Origin of the sequence: Polyangium mundeleinium (assembly GCF_028369105.1) — a bacterium.
GTDB lineage: Bacteria > Myxococcota_A > Polyangia > Polyangiales > Polyangiaceae > Polyangium > Polyangium mundeleinium.
This window is the reverse complement of record NZ_JAQNDO010000001.1, coordinates 1,703,037-1,721,054: the sequence shown is the minus strand read 5'-3', so window position 1 is coordinate 1,721,054 and position 18,018 is coordinate 1,703,037. Positions and strand designations below refer to the sequence as shown.

At 68.8% G+C, this 18,018-nt stretch carries 17 protein-coding genes; 6 read left to right on the top strand and 11 right to left on the bottom strand.

Annotated elements, in window-relative coordinates:
- The 4 genes from POL67_RS07165 to POL67_RS07150 form a co-directional block, all read right to left on the bottom strand.
- Entirely contained in the window at positions 1–810 is an 810-nt protein-coding gene (locus POL67_RS07165) for a Uma2 family endonuclease (RefSeq protein WP_271916338.1), read from the bottom strand.
- A gap of 88 nt (positions 811–898) precedes the next feature.
- Positions 899–1,720, bottom strand: a complete 822-nt coding sequence (locus tag POL67_RS07160) for a metal ABC transporter permease (protein WP_271916337.1) — start codon at positions 1,718–1,720, stop codon at positions 899–901.
- Positions 1,721–1,726: 6 nt separating this feature from the next.
- The gene (locus tag POL67_RS07155; RefSeq protein WP_271916336.1) at positions 1,727–2,554 is read right to left on the bottom strand and encodes a metal ABC transporter ATP-binding protein; all 828 of its coding nucleotides are present in this window, start codon (positions 2,552–2,554) and stop codon (positions 1,727–1,729) included.
- Complete coding sequence (locus POL67_RS07150) at positions 2,551–3,660, bottom strand: metal ABC transporter substrate-binding protein (RefSeq protein WP_271916335.1); 1,110 nt, start codon at positions 3,658–3,660, stop codon at positions 2,551–2,553. Before POL67_RS07150 ends, POL67_RS07155 begins: the two co-directional genes overlap by 4 nt.
- Before the next feature lie 126 nt (positions 3,661–3,786).
- Here POL67_RS07150 and POL67_RS07145 point away from each other — a divergent pair, with 126 nt between their 5' ends.
- From POL67_RS07145 to POL67_RS07125, 5 genes are all read left to right on the top strand, one after another.
- Positions 3,787–4,758, top strand: a complete 972-nt coding sequence (locus tag POL67_RS07145; protein ID WP_271916334.1) for a hypothetical protein — start codon at positions 3,787–3,789, stop codon at positions 4,756–4,758.
- Positions 4,755–5,801 (top strand): nitrilase-related carbon-nitrogen hydrolase, encoded by a 1,047-nt coding sequence (locus POL67_RS07140; protein WP_271916333.1) that lies wholly within the window; start codon positions 4,755–4,757, stop codon positions 5,799–5,801. Before POL67_RS07145 ends, POL67_RS07140 begins: the two co-directional genes overlap by 4 nt.
- A gap of 65 nt (positions 5,802–5,866) precedes the next feature.
- The gene (locus POL67_RS07135; RefSeq protein WP_271916332.1) at positions 5,867–6,142 is read left to right on the top strand and encodes a hypothetical protein; all 276 of its coding nucleotides are present in this window, start codon (positions 5,867–5,869) and stop codon (positions 6,140–6,142) included.
- Positions 6,143–6,155: 13 nt separating this feature from the next.
- A complete protein-coding gene (locus POL67_RS07130) occupies positions 6,156–6,806 on the top strand; it encodes a class I SAM-dependent methyltransferase (protein ID WP_271916331.1) in 651 nt (216 codons plus the stop codon).
- Between the two features lie 50 nt (positions 6,807–6,856).
- Positions 6,857–8,077, top strand: coding sequence for a hypothetical protein (locus POL67_RS07125; RefSeq protein ID WP_271916330.1), 1,221 nt, complete (start codon positions 6,857–6,859; stop codon positions 8,075–8,077).
- Here the strand turns inward: POL67_RS07125 and gloB are convergent.
- Positions 8,074–8,838, bottom strand: coding sequence for a hydroxyacylglutathione hydrolase (gloB, locus tag POL67_RS07120; RefSeq protein WP_271916329.1), 765 nt, complete (start codon positions 8,836–8,838; stop codon positions 8,074–8,076). The genes POL67_RS07125 and gloB overlap by 4 nt on opposite strands.
- A gap of 189 nt (positions 8,839–9,027) precedes the next feature.
- On the opposite strand from gloB, the gene POL67_RS07115 reads away from it, so the two are divergent.
- Positions 9,028–11,241 (top strand): beta-propeller domain-containing protein, encoded by a 2,214-nt coding sequence (locus POL67_RS07115; protein WP_271916328.1) that lies wholly within the window; start codon positions 9,028–9,030, stop codon positions 11,239–11,241.
- Between the two features lie 54 nt (positions 11,242–11,295).
- Here the strand turns inward: POL67_RS07115 and POL67_RS07110 are convergent, their stop codons facing one another.
- The 6 genes from POL67_RS07110 to POL67_RS07085 form a co-directional block, all read right to left on the bottom strand.
- Complete coding sequence (locus POL67_RS07110) at positions 11,296–11,802, bottom strand: GNAT family N-acetyltransferase (RefSeq protein ID WP_271916327.1); 507 nt, start codon at positions 11,800–11,802, stop codon at positions 11,296–11,298.
- Between the two features lie 56 nt (positions 11,803–11,858).
- Positions 11,859–13,187 (bottom strand): hypothetical protein, encoded by a 1,329-nt coding sequence (locus tag POL67_RS07105; RefSeq protein ID WP_271916326.1) that lies wholly within the window; start codon positions 13,185–13,187, stop codon positions 11,859–11,861.
- Between the two features lie 9 nt (positions 13,188–13,196).
- A complete protein-coding gene (locus tag POL67_RS07100) occupies positions 13,197–14,342 on the bottom strand; it encodes an acyl-CoA dehydrogenase family protein (protein ID WP_271916324.1) in 1,146 nt (381 codons plus the stop codon).
- Between the two features lie 11 nt (positions 14,343–14,353).
- On the bottom strand, positions 14,354–15,568 hold the full coding sequence (locus tag POL67_RS07095; protein ID WP_271916323.1) for an acyl-CoA dehydrogenase family protein: 1,215 nt from the start codon (positions 15,566–15,568) through the stop codon (positions 14,354–14,356).
- Between the two features lie 25 nt (positions 15,569–15,593).
- On the bottom strand, positions 15,594–16,667 hold the full coding sequence (locus POL67_RS07090; RefSeq protein WP_271916322.1) for an STAS domain-containing protein: 1,074 nt from the start codon (positions 16,665–16,667) through the stop codon (positions 15,594–15,596).
- Positions 16,668–16,867: 200 nt separating this feature from the next.
- Positions 16,868–18,007 (bottom strand): acyl-CoA dehydrogenase family protein, encoded by a 1,140-nt coding sequence (locus POL67_RS07085; protein ID WP_271916321.1) that lies wholly within the window; start codon positions 18,005–18,007, stop codon positions 16,868–16,870.
- Positions 18,008–18,018: the final 11 nt, after the last annotated feature.

Below are 18,018 nucleotides of genomic sequence, written 5' to 3'. Positions count from 1 at the left end.
TCAGGATTGCCCCTTCTTCAGCCGTTCGAGCTCCACGCGCATGGCGGCGAGCTCCGCTTCGAGCTCCTCCCGGCGCCTCGCCTCTTCCTCGGCCCTGCGTGCATCTTCCTCGTGCCGCGCGAGCGCCTCGCCCAGCAAGCTCTCCAGCTTGGCGATCGTCTCCTCCGCGTCCGGCAGCGCGGCACCTCCGAAGAGGAAACGTAGCTTCTCGCCCTCCACCAACAACTCCAGCCCGAGGACCTCCGACGTATACCGCCCGCCTTGGGGGACGATCGGCCGATAAGCCCGGGAACGCGCGCCGTGCTCCGCGGGCGGCAATCGGAACCCCGAGAGCCTCAGCCGCCTCCGATCGAACATGAAATACTCGTGGATGCCGAGCCGCGCATACCGCTCGATGTTGCGCTGGTCCTTCGCCGCGTCCCCCGCGTGCAGCACCTCGAGCGCCCAGTCGAGCCCCTTGCCCTCCCGGGAAACCACCCAGGAGGTGCGCGGACGCGGCTCCACGTCGACCACCGCCAGGAGATCGGGCGAGCACATCTCCTCGCCGGGGTAATACACCGCGAGCCCCCCCGAGATGTAGATCTTGCGCCCGATCCGCCTGAAAAACGTCTCCAGCGTCTTCCGCGCGTTCGCAATGGCCGTCCAGTGCGGATCCCCCTCGGGCGGCTCCAGCCCGAGGTCGAACTCGGACGGCAGGGTCGCCTCCACGTGCGCCCGCTCCGCCTCCGACATGAGATCCCACTCTTCCTGGCTCGGAGCGCGGGGATCCGCCGGGTTCACCCGCCACGTGGGACGTGCCGACAGAGCCATGAGAGGCAGTGTATCGATCCCCGGGCGAACCGACAAGGCTCGCCCCGCGGACCTCGCTCATCTTCACGCGCCGTGCACGCCGATTCCTTCACTTTTTCTTGAACAAAAGGGCGAGTCCGAACACCCCCCCCAGCGTCAGGATGATCGTCGCCCCGCTGGCCACGTCCGCGTAGTACGAAAGCATCAATCCAATCGATGACCCGACGACCCCGATGGCCACCGCGAGCAGCGCCACGCGCCCGATGCTCCGGCCCACCATTTTCGCGGTCGCGGCCGGGATCACCACGAACGAGCTCACCAGCGCGATCCCCACCGTCTTCACGGCCACCACGATCACCACGGCCGTCAGCGCGAGCAACATGTAATCGAGCGCGGCCACCTTCACGCCCGACAGCGCCGCGAGCTCCGGGTCGAACGTCGCATACGCGAGCTTCGTCCACGTGAATGCCATGAGCAGCGTCGTCACCACGCCGACCACGCCCACCGTGATCAGATCGTCCGGGGATATCGCCAAGATGCTCCCGAAGAGCACCGTCTCCACGTTCACCTGCGGACCGTCCGTCGACCGGAGCCCCAGAAGGAGCACGCCGAGCGCGAACGACACCGCCGAAAACACGCCCGTCGCCACGTCCCCGCGCAGGCTCCCGCGCCGCAGGACATAACCGATTCCGAGCGCGATCAGCACCGTGAACGGCAGCGCCACCCACGTCATTCGCTCCAGCGACACGCCGAGCAGAAGGCCGAGGGCGATGCCGCCGAACGCCGCGTGCGCCAGGCCGTCGCCGATGAACGAGAGGCCCCGCTGCACCACGAAGACGCCGATCATCGCGCAGAGACCGCCCACCACCGCGCCGGCGATCATCGCCCGCATCATGAAGGGCACCAGCAAGGGCTCGAGCAATCCGTCCACGAACGTTCACTCCTCGTCCGGCAATTTGTGGTGATGCGAATGCGCCGCGTGGTCGCCGCCCGCCACGGCCGATATCGCCGAAAGCGACGCCTGGCCGAGCAGCTCGCTCGGCAATCCCCACGCAGAGACGCGCCCCGCGTCGAGGTACACCACCCGCTCGGCGCAACGCGCGACCGCCGCCAGGTTGTGTGTCACGAGGATCGCCGCGAGCTCGTCGCTCGCCGAGATCTCCGCCAGCAAATCGAGGAACTCAGCTCGGCCCTTCACGTCGACGCCTGCCGTCGGCTCGTCCAGGATCACGAGCGACGGCTTGTTCACGAGCGCCCGCGCCAAAAAGACCCGCTGCGTCTCGCCGCCCGAGAGCCGCGCGATCTCCTTTTCGAGCAGCTTCTCCCCGCCCACGTGCCGCAGGATCTCGATCGCGCGGGCGCGCTCCTCCTCGCGGATGCGCAAAGGCCAGCTCCCGCGCATGCTCGCCACGATGAGGTCGATCGAGCGGGCAGGGAAGGTCATATCGCTCGTCTTGCGCTGCGGCACGTAGCCCACGTCCCGCAGCGCTTTTTGCGCGGGTTTGCCCAGGATGCGGATCGAGCCGCTCGTCGGCGGCATCAGGCCGAGCACCGTCTTCAGGAACGTGCTCTTGCCCGCGCCGTTCGGGCCGCAGAGGCACACGAACTCGCCCTTCGGCACCCAGAACGAGATCCCGTCGAGCAGCCTCCGCCCGGGCACGTCGACGATGAGGTTCTCCACCTCCAAAACCCGCGACAGCGAGGGATCGGGCAGCGTGAAATGCCCTTGCGGCATCCCGTCCGCTTCGGCGTGCACCGCGCTCATTTCAAGGCCTTGTCGAGGACGTCGGCGTTCTTCAGGAGGAGCTTCTCGTACGTCTCGGCGCCGGCGCTGCCGCCGATCGGATCGAGCTCGAAGAGCGGCAGCTTCCCCTGATCGGCGATCACCTGCGCGGGCCTGCGATCGAGCTGCGGCTCGGAGAAGAGCGCCGCGGGCTTGGTCTTCTCGACCGCGGCGAGCACGTCCTTCACGTACCGCGCCGTCGGCTCCTTGCCCGGGAACGGCTCGATCACGGCCGCGATCGAGAGGCCGTAGCGCTCGGCGAAATAACCCATCGAGCCGTGGAACGTGACGATCGTCTTCTTCGTCCAGCCCTTCGCGCGCGCTTCGAGGTCCGCGTGCAGCTTGTCGAGCTCCGCCTCCAACGCCTTGCCACGCGCCCGGTAGCCCTCGGCGCCCTTCGGATCGAGCTTCTCGAACGCCGCGACGAGCTCGGGCACGACCGACTTCATGCGCACCGGATCCAGCCAGAAATGCGGGTCCTCGGCGCCGTGCGCGTGGTGATGGCCGTGGTGGTCGTGCTCGCCCTTCGCCGCGCCCTTGGGCTCGGGCTTCGGCGCGTGATCACCGTCGTCATGCTCGCGGCCGTCGGCATGTTTCTCGTGGTCGTGCTCGTGCTTCGCCTTGTCGTCGTGGTGATCGTCGTGGCCCTTCTCGTCGTGGTCTTCGCCCTCCTCGGCGGCCTCGGCGCCGACCTCCTCGGCCGTCATGCGCCGCGGGTTCGCCTTCGGGCCGAGCTGCACGATCGGCACGTCCGTGCCCGCGGCGCCCCGCACGATCTTCTCCAGCCATCCATCCATGCCGAGGCCGACCGAGATGCCGAGCTTGCTCTTCGCGACCTGCGCCATCTCCTTCGGCGTCGGGTCGTAGCTATGCTCGGAGCGGCCCGGCGGCAGCACGAGCACGACGTCGAGCCCGTCGCCCGCGACGCGACGCGCGATGTCCCAGAGCGGAAAGATCGAAACCGCGACGCGAGGTTTGTCTGAGGAGGCGCCGGGCCCGTCCTTGCTGCGGCTACTGCAGGCCGCGGCGACGAGCACGACGAGGACGAGGACGATGGAGCGCAGAACCGTGGCGAGTCTCGGCGTCATGAACAAGGCTTCCCCCCGGGCGAGGGCCGGGGCGGCAGGATCGAAGCGAGGGGGGATGCGTGTCAAGCAAGCTCGGATGCTGCTCGGGCGGTGTCTCGACGTGCCCCCGTAGTACGATGCGCCGCGATGTCGTCCACGTCCCTCACGGCGCCCAAGGCCAAAACGTCGGCAGCGCTCGCCCCGCGCGCCGCATTTCCCCGCGTCCGCGTTTGCATCGACTGCCGCACGCTCCTCGGCCCGAAAGAGACGTGTGATGGGGGCCCCAAGCACCGGGTGACCTCGATCGAGACCCCCACGGGGCGCAACGCGCTGCGCACCGAGGTGTGGGGCCCGCCGTCCGTGCGAAGGCGCGCCAAACAGCTCGCGAAGGCCGGCGGCACCTCGCTCGGCGCAGGCACGATCTTCGAGGGGTGTAGCGGCTGCGGCGACTGCGGCACGGTCGCGCTCGAGGGCGAATTCATCGTTGTCGTCGCCGTGATCGCGCTCATCGCGGCGGCCGGCGCCTTGCTCTACTGGATCGTCGCGAAGATCGTCGAGGCCATCCGCGCCTACCAGAACCGGCCTCGGCCGAACGGCGGGCTCACGAAGCCTCCCTCGCTCGGGCGCAGGGCCGGGCCGACCGGTGTCGTGATCGGACAAACCAACATGCTCGCGCCCGCGACGGGCAAGGAATGTGTCGCCTGGGCCCTCGATCTCCGCAACGAGCGCTTCCTCGGGACCGACCTCATGCTGCACGACGCGGAGACCTCGGGCTTCGAGGTGAAGCTCGACGACGGCACCCTCCTGCGCGTCCCCGGGGGCCGCATCCGCCTCGAAGGCCCGAAGAAGCGGGTCGATCGTTCGGACGCGCCGTCCCTCGAAGAGTTCGTCCAGACGATCTCGCCCGAGGACGACCCCGAGGACGAGGGCCTCGATGCATTCCCGTACGACACCGTGGACGAGGTCGTGGTTCGTCCGGGCGATCGGGTTCGTGTCTTCGGCGCGCTCGAACGCGAGGTGGATCCGGAGGTGCCCGGCGGGTATCGCGCGCCGAACGCCGTCCTCGTGCCGAAGGGCGTGCCTGCCTTCCGCGTGGAGCGGGACAAGGGGCCTTCGTGAAGGTCGAGCTCGCGGCCTGCCAGGTCCACGTCACGCCCGAGGACTACGCGTCCGCCGAGGCCTTCGAGGCGATGCTGGATCGCGTCGGCGAAAAACTCGCGAACGCTCGGACGCGGCTCGCGCACGGCGCTTACGAGCACCCTTGCCTCGCCGTCTTCCCCGAGATGATCGGCGCCTTCTTGCCGCTCGCCGGCCGGCTCGACGCCGTCCGTGGCGCGCGCTCTGTCGACGAGGCGCTCAAAAAGGTCGCGATCCGTTCTCCCTTCCGCATGGCGTCCGCGATGCTCCGCGGCAAGACGGCCCGTACGAGCGTCGGTTTTCTCCTCGCGGTCGCCCCCGACGTGCAGCGCCTCTATCGTGACGCCTTCGCTCGATTCGCGCGGCGCTACGAGGCGTGGACCGTGGCCGGCAGCGCGCTCTTGCCGCGCAATGCGCACGGCAACCTCGCCGATTCGTTTTCGCCGGCCGAGGGGCGCGTCTACAACACCTCGTACACCTTCAATCCCGCGGGCCGGCACGTCGGCGTCTCCCGCAAGGTGAACCTCGTCCCTACGGTCGAGGACACGCTCGGCCTCTCGCCGGGCCGGCGCGGCGAGCTCATGCCGTTCTCCACGCCGTTCGGCCAGGTCGGCACGCTCATCTGTTACGACGGATTCGCCGTCCCGCACACAGCCCGCGAGCCCGACTTCTGCCCCCTGCTCTCCCATTACGATGCGCACGGGTGCAGCGTGATCGCCCACCCCGCCGCGAATTTCTGGCCGTGGGAGACGCCGTGGACCTTCGGCGGAGTGGACGGACATTCGACCCGCAAACAGCAATGGCTCGACGAGGGCCTCTTGTCGCAGATGGAAAGCACCCCGCTCCGTGCCGTCCGCTACGGCGTGACCGCGCAGCTCCTCGGCCGGATCTTCGACAGCCACTTCGACGGCCGCTCGCACATCCTCGCGCGGGACGGCTCCTCCGTGCACATCCTCGCCGAGGCGGCGCGCGGCGACGCGTCGCCCGAGGCCGAGGAGGTCCTCCTCCGCGTGGTCGAGGTATAGACAATCCCGCGTGGGGGTCTTACCTTCGGGCGCCTGCGACGAGCCCCTGAGGAAGCACCACGATCATGAATCAACCGAACCCGTGGATCTTGCTCATGGGAGGCTTCGCGCTCTTCAACGTCGCCGGCATGGCGTACGGGATCAAGGCGCCGGAGTGGGCGAAGATCGCGGCCGCGCTCGCCTGCGGGCTTCTCGGCGTCGTCTGCATCGTCCTCGCGTTCAAGCGTCAGTTCGGCAAGAAGCCGGTCCCGCCGCCGAAGGTCGAAAAACGCGCAACGCGCATGGCGAAGGCCCCGTCTCCGCGCCCCACGGGGGCGAGCGACGCGAGCGACGTCTCGTAGAAAGGACGCTCGGGTGACGTCGCGCGCGTCCGGCTCGACCTCCCGCAACGAAGCGCGCAGGGTCCTGCTCGCGGAGGTCGCCGCGGGCCGCACCGTCTCCGACGTCGCCTTCGACCGGCTCTACCCCGAGCGCATCCGCAAGCTCTCCCATCGATACTGGACCCCGGTCGACGTGGCCCGCCACGCCGCGACCCTCTTCGCGAAACACGGCGCGCGCCGCGTGCTCGACATCGGCGCCGGCATGGGGAAATTCTGCGTCGTCGCGGCGCTCACGACCGACCTCGAGGTTTCCGGCGTCGAGCAGCGCGAGGGCCTCGTCGTGGCCGGCCGGGAGCTCCTCGCGACGTACGCCATTCCGCGCGTCACCTTGATCCACGGCACGCTCGACGACGTCGATTTCGACGCGTACGATGGTTTTTACCTGTTCAACCCCTTCGAGGAAGGCACCTTCGCGCCCTCGGAATGGGTCGACCGGACGATCCCGCTCTCCGAGCAGCGCGCCTCCGAGGACGCCGCCCGGGTCGAGGCCGCGCTCGCGCGGGCCCGGCGCGGCACGTGTGTCGTGACGTTCCACGGATTCGGCGGCGCGCTCCCCCCGGGATTCGTGTACCTGCCCGAGGAGACACGCGGCATTCCGTTCCTGCGGCTCTGGGTGAAAGATTGAGCTTACGACGAGGGTGGCGCAGCCTGGCCCTTGGCTGGTAAGCTCGCCTCGTGCAGGGCGACCTCGATTTCGACAAGCGCAGCCGGCATCTCACGGCGGTCTTCTGGTTTGCGCTCGCGATCTTTTGCCTTGCCCTCGCGTTCGGTATGCTCTCGGCGCCCATCCATGGGCATCCGGTCCTCGCCGTCCTCATCCAGGGAGGCATCGTGTTGCTCCTCGGCACCATCGGCACGGGGGCGCTGGTGAGCGGCGTGCGCGAACTCTCCGGTGAGAGCGGCAAGGCGCGGGGTGTGCCCGACGAGGCGCTCGCCCATTGCCTCACGTGCGGCGAGCGCACCCCGAACGACGCCGTTTGCCCCGTCTGCGGCGAGCCGCCTTGCGACCGGACGCGCTCGTTCAACGTCGACAAGCAGGGCTGGGGAGGCTCGGCGTTCGGCGCCGCGCTCTCCGCGGCCCTCTTCTGCCTCGGGCTCTTCATCCTCATCGGGCCTTATTACGACGGCGAGCGCCGCGTCTGGGTGCTGCTCGCTTGCGGCGCACTCGCCTTGCTGCTGCTCGTCGTGGGAGGCGCGGGGCTCGTCGGCTCGCTCGGGACCTTGTACAAAGGGCTCGGGGGCGGGTCGACCCTCTCGTATTCGGTGGGTGGCAAGGAGCGGCAGGCGAATGGCTCGGGGGCGGCGGTGTGGGGCAAGCTCGTGTGGCTCTCGGGGCAGGCGCGCGTGGTCGCGCCGCTCTCGCCCTCCCCGGCGAACGAGGGCGGGTATCGGGTGTCGGCGGGCGACATCGAATTCGCGGAGATGGTCGCGACCCTCAATGCCGCGGGGATCGTGAACCTGGAGGACGTGACGACCTACCGTTTTCGCCTCGGCGAAGAACCAGCAAAGGAGGGAGCTCGCCCGCGTGCCCGCGGAAACGGCCCGCTCCCGTTCACGCGCACGAAAGACCGATGCCTCCGCATCCGGCTCGCGCCCCTCGTGCGCTCGGTGACGCCGAGCGGCGAGTACGACGATGGCCTCTCGGACGTGCTCGTCCTGGATCAGCTCCTCGCCGCCGAACCTCGGAACGCCGTGCACCGTTTCTTCGTGCAATACCTGCTCGAGGAGGCGGACGTCCGGCAACTCCGCCACAGGCTCGACGAGACCCCCGTGCACCGCGCCCAGGCAATCACACACGCGCGCGCCCTACGCGAGGGCGGGATCGCCGTCGCGCAGGAGCTCGTCGACGCCGTCCTCGGCGGCCTGCGCGAGGCCCCGCAGCAGCCGTCCGTCTAGCGAAACCCGTCCTTCGCCTCCCGCACCTTCCCGAGCGTCTCCGCGCCGCCCGTCCCGCCAAACTTCGCCCGCAGGCTCGGCGCGTCGACCCGCAAGAACGGATTCGTCCGGTGCTCCTCCGCCATCGTGGACGGCACCGTGGGCTCGCCGCGGCTGCGTTTCTCCTGGGCCATCGTCAACGCGCGCTTCACGTCCTCGTTTTCGGGCTCGGCGAACGCGGCGAACCGCAGGTTGCTCACGGTGTACTCGTGCCCGCAATAGAGCTTCGTCTCGTCCGGGAGCCGGCCGAGCTTCTGGCACAAAGAGGCATACATCATCGCCGGTGTGCCTTCAAAGAGCCGCCCGCACCCGGCGACGAACATCGTGTCCCCGGTGAACACGGCGTCGTTCACGACATACGCCACCGCGCCCAACGTGTGTCCGGGCACGTGCAACGGCCGAAACGTGAGACCTGCCACCTCGAACGGCGTCCCCTCCTCTACCCCGACCGTCTGCGCCGGCACCCGCCCCTGCGCCAAGTCACTCGCGTGACCGTAGACGGGCAGGTCCCCGAAGCGGCCGCGGAGCGCCTCGTTCGCGCCCACGTGATCCCAGTGGTGGTGCGTGTTCAGGATCGCCACCAGCTCCAGCCCCTCGCGCGCGAGGGCCGCGAGCACGGGCTCCGCCTCCGAGGGATCCACGACCACTGCCGCACGGCGCCCCTCGTCGGCCACGAGATACGCATAGTTGTCGCTCAAACAAGGGACGGTGACGACTCGCATGCGGCACACCCTACTGCGCCCGCCGCCACTCCTCAACAGATGCCGTCTGTGCCACTCCGTCCCCGGACCCTCCTGGCAAGGGCGCCTCGATGGCACACTTCGGCACCAAGGCCCAATCCCATTTCGTGAGGAAATTCGAGGGGCGGGGGCCGAGCGCTCGATGGCCCGCCGCTTGCTCAAAGGACCGGCATGATCAAACACGCTCGCTCCGCCTGGTGGCTCTTCGCTTCGCTCCTCCCCCTCACCGCGGCCGGTTATGGCTGCAGCGGCACAACCGATGTGCGCACGCCGACGACGGCTGAAGCGCGCGGCACGCTGCAGCAGGCCCAGAGCTGCGCGGATCTCGAGCAGATGCTGAAGCAAGACGCCATCGCGAAGATGAACGCGCAGATCGACGCGATCATCGCCGAGATCGAGGCCAACGGCGGGTACTGGGGCTACCCCGATTACGGCTGGGAGGACGGCGGCAGCGTTTCGGTGGGCTCGGGCGGCGAAGTCCCCCCCTCCCCGGCGCCCGGCACCGGCGGATCGGGCGGCAGCACGGGCGGCTCGGGCACCGGCGGCGCGTCGAACGGCGGCGGCGACGGGACGGGCACGCCCCCCGAGCATTCCGAAACGAACACGCAGGTCGCGGGCGTCGACGAGGCCGACATCCTCAAGACGGACGGCAATTACATCTACCTCCTCCACGGGCAGAGCCTCCAGGTCCTGAAGTCCTTCCCCGCTTCGGATCTCGCGATCAACACGACCACCGAGATCGAGGGCAACCCGATCGAGATGTTCGTGACCGACGACCAGCTCGTCATCTACTCGCAGGTCGACGGCACGCAGCTCTACACGGACGCGGGCGTGGAGCCGCGCTCGCCGTATTACGATTATTACGGCGGCGGCGTGGCGTACGACGGGTATTACAACCCGTACTACGCGCCGCTCACGAAGATCACGGTCCTCGGCCTCGACGCCGGGCAGACGACGGGCGTGCAGAAGGAGGTCTATTTCGAGGGCAACTATGCCTCCTCGCGCCGCGTGGCCAAGCACGTGCGCACGGTCCTCTCCGGCGGCCAGCACGGCCCCGCGCTGAGCTACTACCCCGACCTCGGCGACAGCAACCCGCAGACGGTCGCGGAGTGGACGGCGGCGTTCGAGGACCTCCGCTTCAAGAACGCGCTCGCGATTTACGGCTCGACGCTCAACGACTGGCTGCCCTACCGCTTCGAGAAGAGCAACGGCGCCGTGTCGCTCATCCCGCCGAGCTGCGGCTCCTATTACGTGCCCAGCCAGGGCTCCACGGCGTACGGCCTCGTGCAGGTCGAGTCGTTCGCCCTCGACAACCTCCAGGCGCCCCTCGCCGAGACGAGCATCGTCAGCGCCGTGCACACCGTGTATTCGAACGCGGACTCCCTTTACCTGGCGGCGCAGGCCTGGAAGGACCCGGGGCTCAACTGGAGCCTGCCCGTCGAGGCGGTCGACACCAGCGAGACGTTCGTGCACAAGTTCGACCTCGCGACGAACCCGGCGCAGCCGGCCTACGTCGCGACGGGTGCGGTGCCCGGCTACGTGAAGAACCAGTTCTCGCTCGACGAGAAGGACGGCCTGCTCCGCATTGCGACGACGCGGCAGCTCGCCTCGCAGACGGACTGGACGAGCTCGAACAGCGTCTACGTCCTCGGCGAGAGCGAGGGCGAGCTCGTGCAGGTCGGCGCCGTCACGGACCTCGCCCCCGGCGAGCAGATCTATTCGACGCGCTTCATCGGCAACCGCGGGTATGTCGTGACGTTCCGCCAGGTCGACCCGCTCTTCGTGATCGACCTCTCGACGCCCACGGCCCCGGCCGTCCTCTCCGAGCTCAAGATCCCGGGCTTCAGCGAGTACATGCACCCGATCGACGACAACCACCTGCTCACGATCGGCCAGGACGCCACGAATGAAGGCCAGATCCTCGGTCTCGCGCTGCAGGTCTTCGACGTGACGAATCCGGGGGCGCCGGCGCTGATGCACAAGTACACGTTCTCGGGCTCGGAGTCGGGTTACTCCGAGGCGTCGTACAACCACAAGGCGTTCAACTGGTATGGCCCGAAGAACCTGCTCGCGTTCCCCTTCAGCGGCTGGAACCCGAACACGGGTGAGATGAAGAGCTCGCTCGAGCTCTTCGACGTGACGCTCGACGCCGGCATCCAGAAGCGCGGCTCGATCGACCACACGACCTTCTTCCAGGCCGATCCGTACGGCTACTGCAATGGCTACTACGGCGTCGACGTTCGCCGCGGCGTGTTCATCGACGATTACGTGTACGCCGTCTCGTACGGCGGCGTGACCGCGAGCCACGTGAACAGCCCCGAGACGCTCGTCTCCTCCGTCGCCCTGGCCCAGCCGGCCCAGCCCTACGGCTACTGCGGGTTCTGAGAGATCATCGTCGCGCCCCGAGGCCCCCTCCTCCCGGCCTCGGGGCGCGACGGTTCATTCCGACGATCGCTCGCGCGTCATCTCGATCATCGTCGCGCGAAACCCGAGCGACGCAAAGAGCTTCTGCCCCGCCTCGTTCTTCGAAGCCGTCGCGAGCACGACGCGCGGCGCGCCGAGCTCCGATAGCCTCTGAATCATCCCCTCGCAGAGCGCGCGCCCCGCGCCGAGCCGCCGCGCCTCCGGCTCCACGTAAATGTCGTGCAGGACGCCACAAGCGTCGAGCAGCAGCGTCCAGTCGCGCTCTTCGAGGCGACCCCAGGTATACCCGATCACCTGCGCCGCGCCGTCCTCGCCCCGGGCCTCGGCCACGAGCACGACCGAGCCCTGCCGGCCGAGCTCGGCCGCGAGAAAGGCCCCGTATCCTCGCTCGTCGCCCACGGCGAAAAACCGGAGCGGATCGAGCGAATGATGAAACCGGACGAGCGCCGCGCCCATGCGGCCGAGGGCGGAGACATCCTCGCGTGTCGCCGGGCGAACGAGAACGGGCGCAGAGAGCGTCATGGAACATACTTAGCAGCGGGCACGCCGAAAGAGAAGACGGACGGCTTCGGGCGTCTTCAATCGCGGAACCGATGCCGGAGTTTTTCCACACGCGCCTGGATGATCTCCCCGTGCGCCGCTTCTTCCAGCGCCGCGCGCAGTTCCAGGTCCGCGCACGCCTCCACGGCGATACGAATGCGCCGCTTCGTGCCCTCGTCGTTCGATTGCGAGAGCGCGATCGCCGCGCCGATGCGGCGCTCGGGCGCGGCGCCGGGGTCCTCCACGACCACCGCGAGATCCTCGGGCACGATGCGGCTTTCGCGATACCCGCCGCGCTCCGCGAGCAGACGGCGCATCTCGTCGAGCCACACGGAAAAAGGTTTGTCCCGCTGATCGAGCTTTTCGAGGTCGAGCCGCACGACGCTGCTCTGCCCACGCGCGGCGCGGGCCTCCTCGATGCGCCGGAAGAGCATCTCGCGCCGCACGAGGTTCTCGTCGAGCACGGCGGCCGCCGTCCGGGCCACGCGGGGCGGCGGCGTGAGCGGCATGCCACGGAGGATCGTGGCGCGCACGGGCAAGAGGAGCTTCTCGTTGCGGCGCAGCCCGAGCAAGACGCCGTGAGAATGGCGGCGTACGCTCTCGATTTCCGTGTACGGGATGAAGCGCGGGCCGAAGTAGCCGTGAAACACCACGCCGTCGGTGCCGATCACGACCTCCCGGCTGCGCATGAATCGAAAGAGGGCCGTGACGAGCCCGAAGAGTCCAAGGGACGGGATGAGCACGAACGAGAAGAGGGCGATCGGGTTCGTCGGGCCCTTTTCGAAGGAGCTCGCCAGGAGGATCGCGACAAAAAGCACGGTGAGCGGCGTGGTGAACAGCAGGCCGGTCACGCCCAGGATCTCCCCCCACGGCATGCGCGACGCGGCGCTGGCGAGCGCGACGCGCATCACGCGCGCGGACGCCGCCACGCCCGCGGCCTCCAGCAACCGATGGCCCGTCGCGTCGTCGGGCACGTCGATCGCGACATCCAGGCCGTCGCGGAGACGCAAGACCGCGCGGCCCGGCGCCTCCAGCCAGCCCTCGGCGACCTCGCCGAGCTGGAACGAGCGCTCTCCCTCGCGCTCGGCGCGCACCACGATCGTCTCCCCCTCGATCGCGAAGGATCCTGGCGAGGAAGCGCCGCGCCGGAGCGACGCGCTCCCCGCGACGATCGCCGCGACGCCCGCGACGACCAGGAGCCCGAGCAGGGGCCACACGAACACGCCCGAAAAGACAAACCCCAGCACGCCGCAGAGCAGCGAGCCGACGAGGCTGCCGATCATCGCGACGCGCGCGCGCCTCCGCCACCGCTCGGACGCGGAGAAGCCGACGCGTGTCTGCGGCAACCGAAAGCCGTCTTCGGACAAATGCACCTCCTAGCCTTCGAGCACCATCTCCGCGATGCGCTTCCGATGATGCGCGGCGTCCCCGAGCGCCGCGCGGCTCCACTGGGCGCGCTTGAAATAAAGCTGGACGTCGCACTCCCAGGTAAAACCGATGCCGCCGTGAAGCTGCACAGCCTTCGCCGCCGCGAACGTGTACGTGTCCGACGCGTGCGCCTTCGCCATGCGCGCGAGCTTCTCGGCTTGCGCGGGCGCGTGATCGATCGCCGCCGCCGCGCGATACACGAGCGACCGCGAGAGCTCGATCCGGGCGAGCAGATCGACGAGCGGGAACTTCACCGCCTGGAACGCGCCGATCGGCCGCCCGAACTGCTGCCGGATCTTCGCGTATTCGGTCGTCATGCCGAGCAGCCGATCCGCGCCGCCCACCATCTCCGCCGCGAGCGCCGTCCACATCCGCGGCATCACCCGACCGAGGATCGACACCGCCTCCCCCTTCGCGCCGATGCGATCCGCGTCGCTCACAACCACGTTCTCGAACCGCACGGCCCCGCTCCGCCGCGTCGCATCGACGAGTTGGTCCGCCGACACCGTCACGCCTGGCGACGCGGCCGGCAGAGCGAACAGGCTCGGCCCCTCGGGCTCGGTCGCCGTCACGAGCAAGAGCTTCGCGCTCGGCGCATCCACGACGAGCTCCTTCTCGCCCGAGAGCAGGATCCGCTCTCCCTCGCGACGCGCCGTGGCCTCGACGTGCGCGAAATCCCAGCCGCCGCGCCGCTCCTCTGCTCCCACGGCCGCGCGGACCTTGCCCTCCGCGATCTGCGGGAGCCAGCGCGCCTTCTCGTCCTCGCTCGCCGCCTCCCGAAGGACGAGTGTCGCGAAGAGCGTCCCAACAAACGGCAAGGGCACGAGCACGCGGCCCATTTCCTCCATCAGCACGGCGAGGCTCGTCATCGACATCTCGCTCCCGCCGTGCGCCGCGGGCACCACGAGGCCGAGCCAGCCCGCCTCGGCCGCCCGCGCCCACAGCCCCTCGTCGAAGCCCGCGGGCGTCTCCGTCCACCGCCGCACGTCCTCCGTCTTGCAGGAGCTCTCGAGCAGCTTCTTTGCTTCGCGCCGGAGGAGCGCCTGCTCCTCGCCATACCCGAAATCGTCGGGGATCCGAGCGGTGCTTTGCATGGTCCCTCTCCTCAAGTGCTCTTCGGCAGGCCGAGGATCCGCTCGCCCACCAGGTTTCGCTGAATCTCGCTCGTCCCGCCGCCGATGGTGAAGCCGAAGCTGTTCATGTACGCCCGCTGAAAATGGCCCCCGCCCGCCGCGCGCTCGGCGCCGAACGCATATTGCGCGAGCGGCCCTTCGAGCTCCTGGCCGACCGCCGCGACCCGCTGCCCGAACTCGGTCGACACGAGTTTGCCCAGGAACGGAAGCGCGAGTGGGCGCTCCTCGACGAGCCCGGGGACACGCGCCCGGAGCGCCGACGCCAAAAGCGCCTCCTCCTCGATCGCCAGCTCCGCAATACGATCCCGCATCACGGGGTCCTCACTCGCGGGGCGTCCATCCCGAGAAACTTCCTTTGCCAGCGCGACGAGCCGCGCGACTTCCCCGCCCGCCGCGAGCGCCCCGCCCGTCGCGCTTCCCTCGGACGCGCCACGCTCGAACGCAAGCGTCATGACCGCGAGGCGCCATCCGTCCCCTTCCCCGGCGAGCAGACACGAGGCCGGGACAAGGGCGTCCTCGAAGAGCACCTGGTTGAAGCCACCCTCGCCCGTCATCTTCACGAGCGGCCGCACCGAGACGCCCTTCGATTTCATGGGGAACAGGAAATAGCTGATCCCCGCGTGCTTCGGCGCGCTCGGGTCCGTGCGCGCGAGCAGGATCATGAAATCGGCCCAGAGCGCCTGCGTCGTCCACACCTTGTGGCCATTGACGATGTAATGATCGCCCTGCCGAACGGCGCTCGTGCGCAGGCTCGCGAGATCACTCCCGGCGCCGGGCTCGCTGAAGCCCTGGCACCACACCTCGTCGCAGGAGAGAATGTTCCGCAGGTAGCGCTGCTTCTGCTCCTCCGTACCCACCGCGAGGATCGTCGGGCCTGCCCAGTCGAGGCCGATGCGGTTCACGATGAACGGCACGCCGGCGCGCCCCATCTCCTCGGCCACGACGCGCTGCGACCCGGACGGTAGCCCCTTTCCGCCATACGCCGTGGGCCACTCGACGCCGAGCAGCCCTGCGCCATACACCTGCTTTTGCCAGGCTTTGAGCCACAGGAATTGCGCTTCGGACTCGACCTCCAGGAACGTCTGCGGGAGCTTGAACCCCGGATCGGAGGGGCGGTTTTCCTGAAAAAACGCTCGCGCCCGCTCGCGCAGGTCACGCTTCTCGGCGGTGTCTCGGGTCGGGTCCATGCGAAACGCACGCTACCACGAGGTTTTACCGCTGCGAAGAGGACAGGCTCGGGCTCGGCGCGCGCACGCCCATCGATCGGAGCGCCGTCTTCAGGCCCTCTTCGAGGTCGGCGACCGTCGTCAGCCCCGAGAGATCAACGCCGAGCTCCACGATGGTCTGCGCGACCTTGGGCCGAATGCCGCTGACGATCGCGCGCGCCCCGAGCAGCTCCGCGGCGCGCACGATACGCAGGAGGTGATCGGCCGTCTCGGCGTCGAGCGTGTCGACGCCCGTCAGATCGAGGATCGCGAAATGCGCGCTGCGCTGGACGATCTCGTGCAGGAGCGCCTGCATGATGGTCGTCGCGCGCGCCCCGCTCACCTGACCGACGATCGGCAACGTCAAGATGCCCTCCCATACCTGGATGATCGGGGTCGAGAGCGCCGTGATCGTCCTCTCCTGCTGCTCGATCAGGAAGGCATTCTCTTTTTCGGTCCGGCGGAGCGCGTCCTCGGTCGTGCGGCGCTCCTCGACCTCCAGGCGGAGCCGCTCCAGCGCGACCGCGAGATCCGCCCGCGTGGCCGCGTCCGCGGCGAGGAGGCGCTCGAGATCGCCCTCCACGGTGCGATCCGAGGGGCGCACGATGAACTCGTCCGCCTCATCGCCGCGGGCCTGGAACGTGATCTGCTGCGCCCAGCAATTCGAGCCGAAGAGGCGCGCGCAGAAGCCGGAGAACTTGCCGCCCATCATGCCCGAGCCCCAGCACACGGAGAGCGCGCGCTGGTACGTCGCCTCCCAGCCGTTCTTGCAGCGGAATCGCCCGATCTCGCGCTCGCGATCCAGCGAGACGATCTCCCATAACCCCCAGCCCGCCGCCGCCGCGATGACCGCGAGGGAGGCAAACCCCTCCTCGAACGTGGGGAACGTGGCGATGTGCGCCCAGTCCCCGTCGACGCTGTCGCGCCCGCCGCTCTGCAGCGCGAGGTTGAATCGCTCGACGCCCACCATCCGTGAAAGGCCGAGCATGAGGCCGGCGACGGTCGTCTCGGTCCACATGATCACGGACGGATGGCCGCCACATGCCACCATGCCCTTCTGCATGTCGAAGGACACGGACACGCCGCCGACCTCGCAGGCGACAATGGACTCACGCTTCTGTTGATCCGGGACTTGGCCCCCCGAAAAAAGAACGTCCGTCATGCTCACCCCCCGGTGAATGCTGCACGATACGCGTCCCGAACGCGGTCGTATGCTCGGGCCAATCCTGAATGAGGGGACCGGGGGGTGCACTAAGCGCGCCGGGGCGCGCGCGTATGGGCTCAGAACGCGGGCTGCGCCGCGAATCGGGCGAGGTGATGCTCCTCGTCGCCGAAGAGGGCGTTCAGGACGTGCATGCGCTTGAAATACAGCCCAATATCGTGCTCGTCCGTGATCCCGATTCCACCGTGGAGCTGGAGGGCTTGTTGCGTGACGTAACGCCCGCAAATGGCGAGCTCGACCTTGGCCGCGCTGACGGCGAAGCGGCGCTCCGCCGGATCGGGGTCCGAGACCTTGACGCTCGCGAGGATCGAGGTGCTCTTCGCGAGCTCGGTGCGGATGAACATATCGACGGCGCGGTGCTGCAAGGCCTGGAACGTGCCGATCTTCATGCCGAATTGCTCGCGCGTCTTCAAGTAGTCGACGGTCATCGCGAGCGAGGCGCGCATGACGCCGAGCCCCTCCGCGCACGCCGCCGCCGCGCCGAGGTCCATGATTTCGTCGAGCACGGGCGCCGCCGCGCCCTCGGGCCCGAGCCGATTCGCCGCCGGAACGACCACGCCGGCGAGCGTGATCATCGCGGCTTTTTGCCCATCCATCGTGTTCACCGGCGTGACGCGGAGGCCCTCGGTCTCCCGCGGGAGCACGAAGAGCGAGATGCCGTCGGTATCGCCCGGAGTGCCCGCGGTGCGGGCCGAGACGACGAGGACATCCGCCGCGTGGCCATTCTGGACGAAAATCTTCTCGCCCTGGAGCACGTAAGCGTCGTCCTTTTTCGTGGCCGTCGTCTCGACCCACGTCGGATCGTAACGGCCGCCGCGCTCGGCCCAGGCGAGGGCGAGCGTCGTGTCCCCGGCGATGAGCGGCGCGAGGTAAGCCTCGTGTTGCTCGGCGCTGCCCGCGCGCAGGATGGCCGTGCCCGCGGAGAGCACGGACGCGACGAAGGGCTCGGGGACGAGACCCGCGCCGAACTGTTCGAGGAGGATCGCGACGTCCACGAACGAGCCGCCGAGGCCGCCCGCGGATTCGGGGAACGCGAGCCCGATCCAGCCGAGCTCGGCCATCGTCTTCCAGAGCGACTTGTCATAACCGACGGGGTCTTCCCGGAGGGCACGGAATCGCGTCACCGGGGACTCCTTCTTGAGGAAGGAGGCCATGGTGCTTTCGAGGAGCTTCTGGTCCGGAGTGAGGTCGAAATTCATGTCGCGTCCCC

Coding starts and splice junctions, on each gene's coding strand:
- POL67_RS07100 (WP_271916324.1), bottom strand. CDS start 14,342: ATGCAAAGCACCGCTCGGATCCCCGACGATTTCGGGTATGGCGAGGAG.
- POL67_RS07085 (WP_271916321.1), bottom strand. CDS start 18,007: ATGAATTTCGACCTCACTCCGGACCAGAAGCTCCTCGAAAGCACCATG.
- POL67_RS07135 (WP_271916332.1), top strand. CDS start 5,867: ATGAATCAACCGAACCCGTGGATCTTGCTCATGGGAGGCTTCGCGCTC.
- POL67_RS07110 (WP_271916327.1), bottom strand. CDS start 11,802: ATGACGCTCTCTGCGCCCGTTCTCGTTCGCCCGGCGACACGCGAGGAT.
- POL67_RS07165 (WP_271916338.1), bottom strand. CDS start 810: ATGGCTCTGTCGGCACGTCCCACGTGGCGGGTGAACCCGGCGGATCCC.
- POL67_RS07095 (WP_271916323.1), bottom strand. CDS start 15,568: ATGGACCCGACCCGAGACACCGCCGAGAAGCGTGACCTGCGCGAGCGG.
- gloB (WP_271916329.1), bottom strand. CDS start 8,838: ATGCGAGTCGTCACCGTCCCTTGTTTGAGCGACAACTATGCGTATCTC.
- POL67_RS07145 (WP_271916334.1), top strand. CDS start 3,787: ATGTCGTCCACGTCCCTCACGGCGCCCAAGGCCAAAACGTCGGCAGCG.
- POL67_RS07115 (WP_271916328.1), top strand. CDS start 9,028: ATGATCAAACACGCTCGCTCCGCCTGGTGGCTCTTCGCTTCGCTCCTC.
- POL67_RS07155 (WP_271916336.1), bottom strand. CDS start 2,554: ATGAGCGCGGTGCACGCCGAAGCGGACGGGATGCCGCAAGGGCATTTC.
- POL67_RS07150 (WP_271916335.1), bottom strand. CDS start 3,660: ATGACGCCGAGACTCGCCACGGTTCTGCGCTCCATCGTCCTCGTCCTC.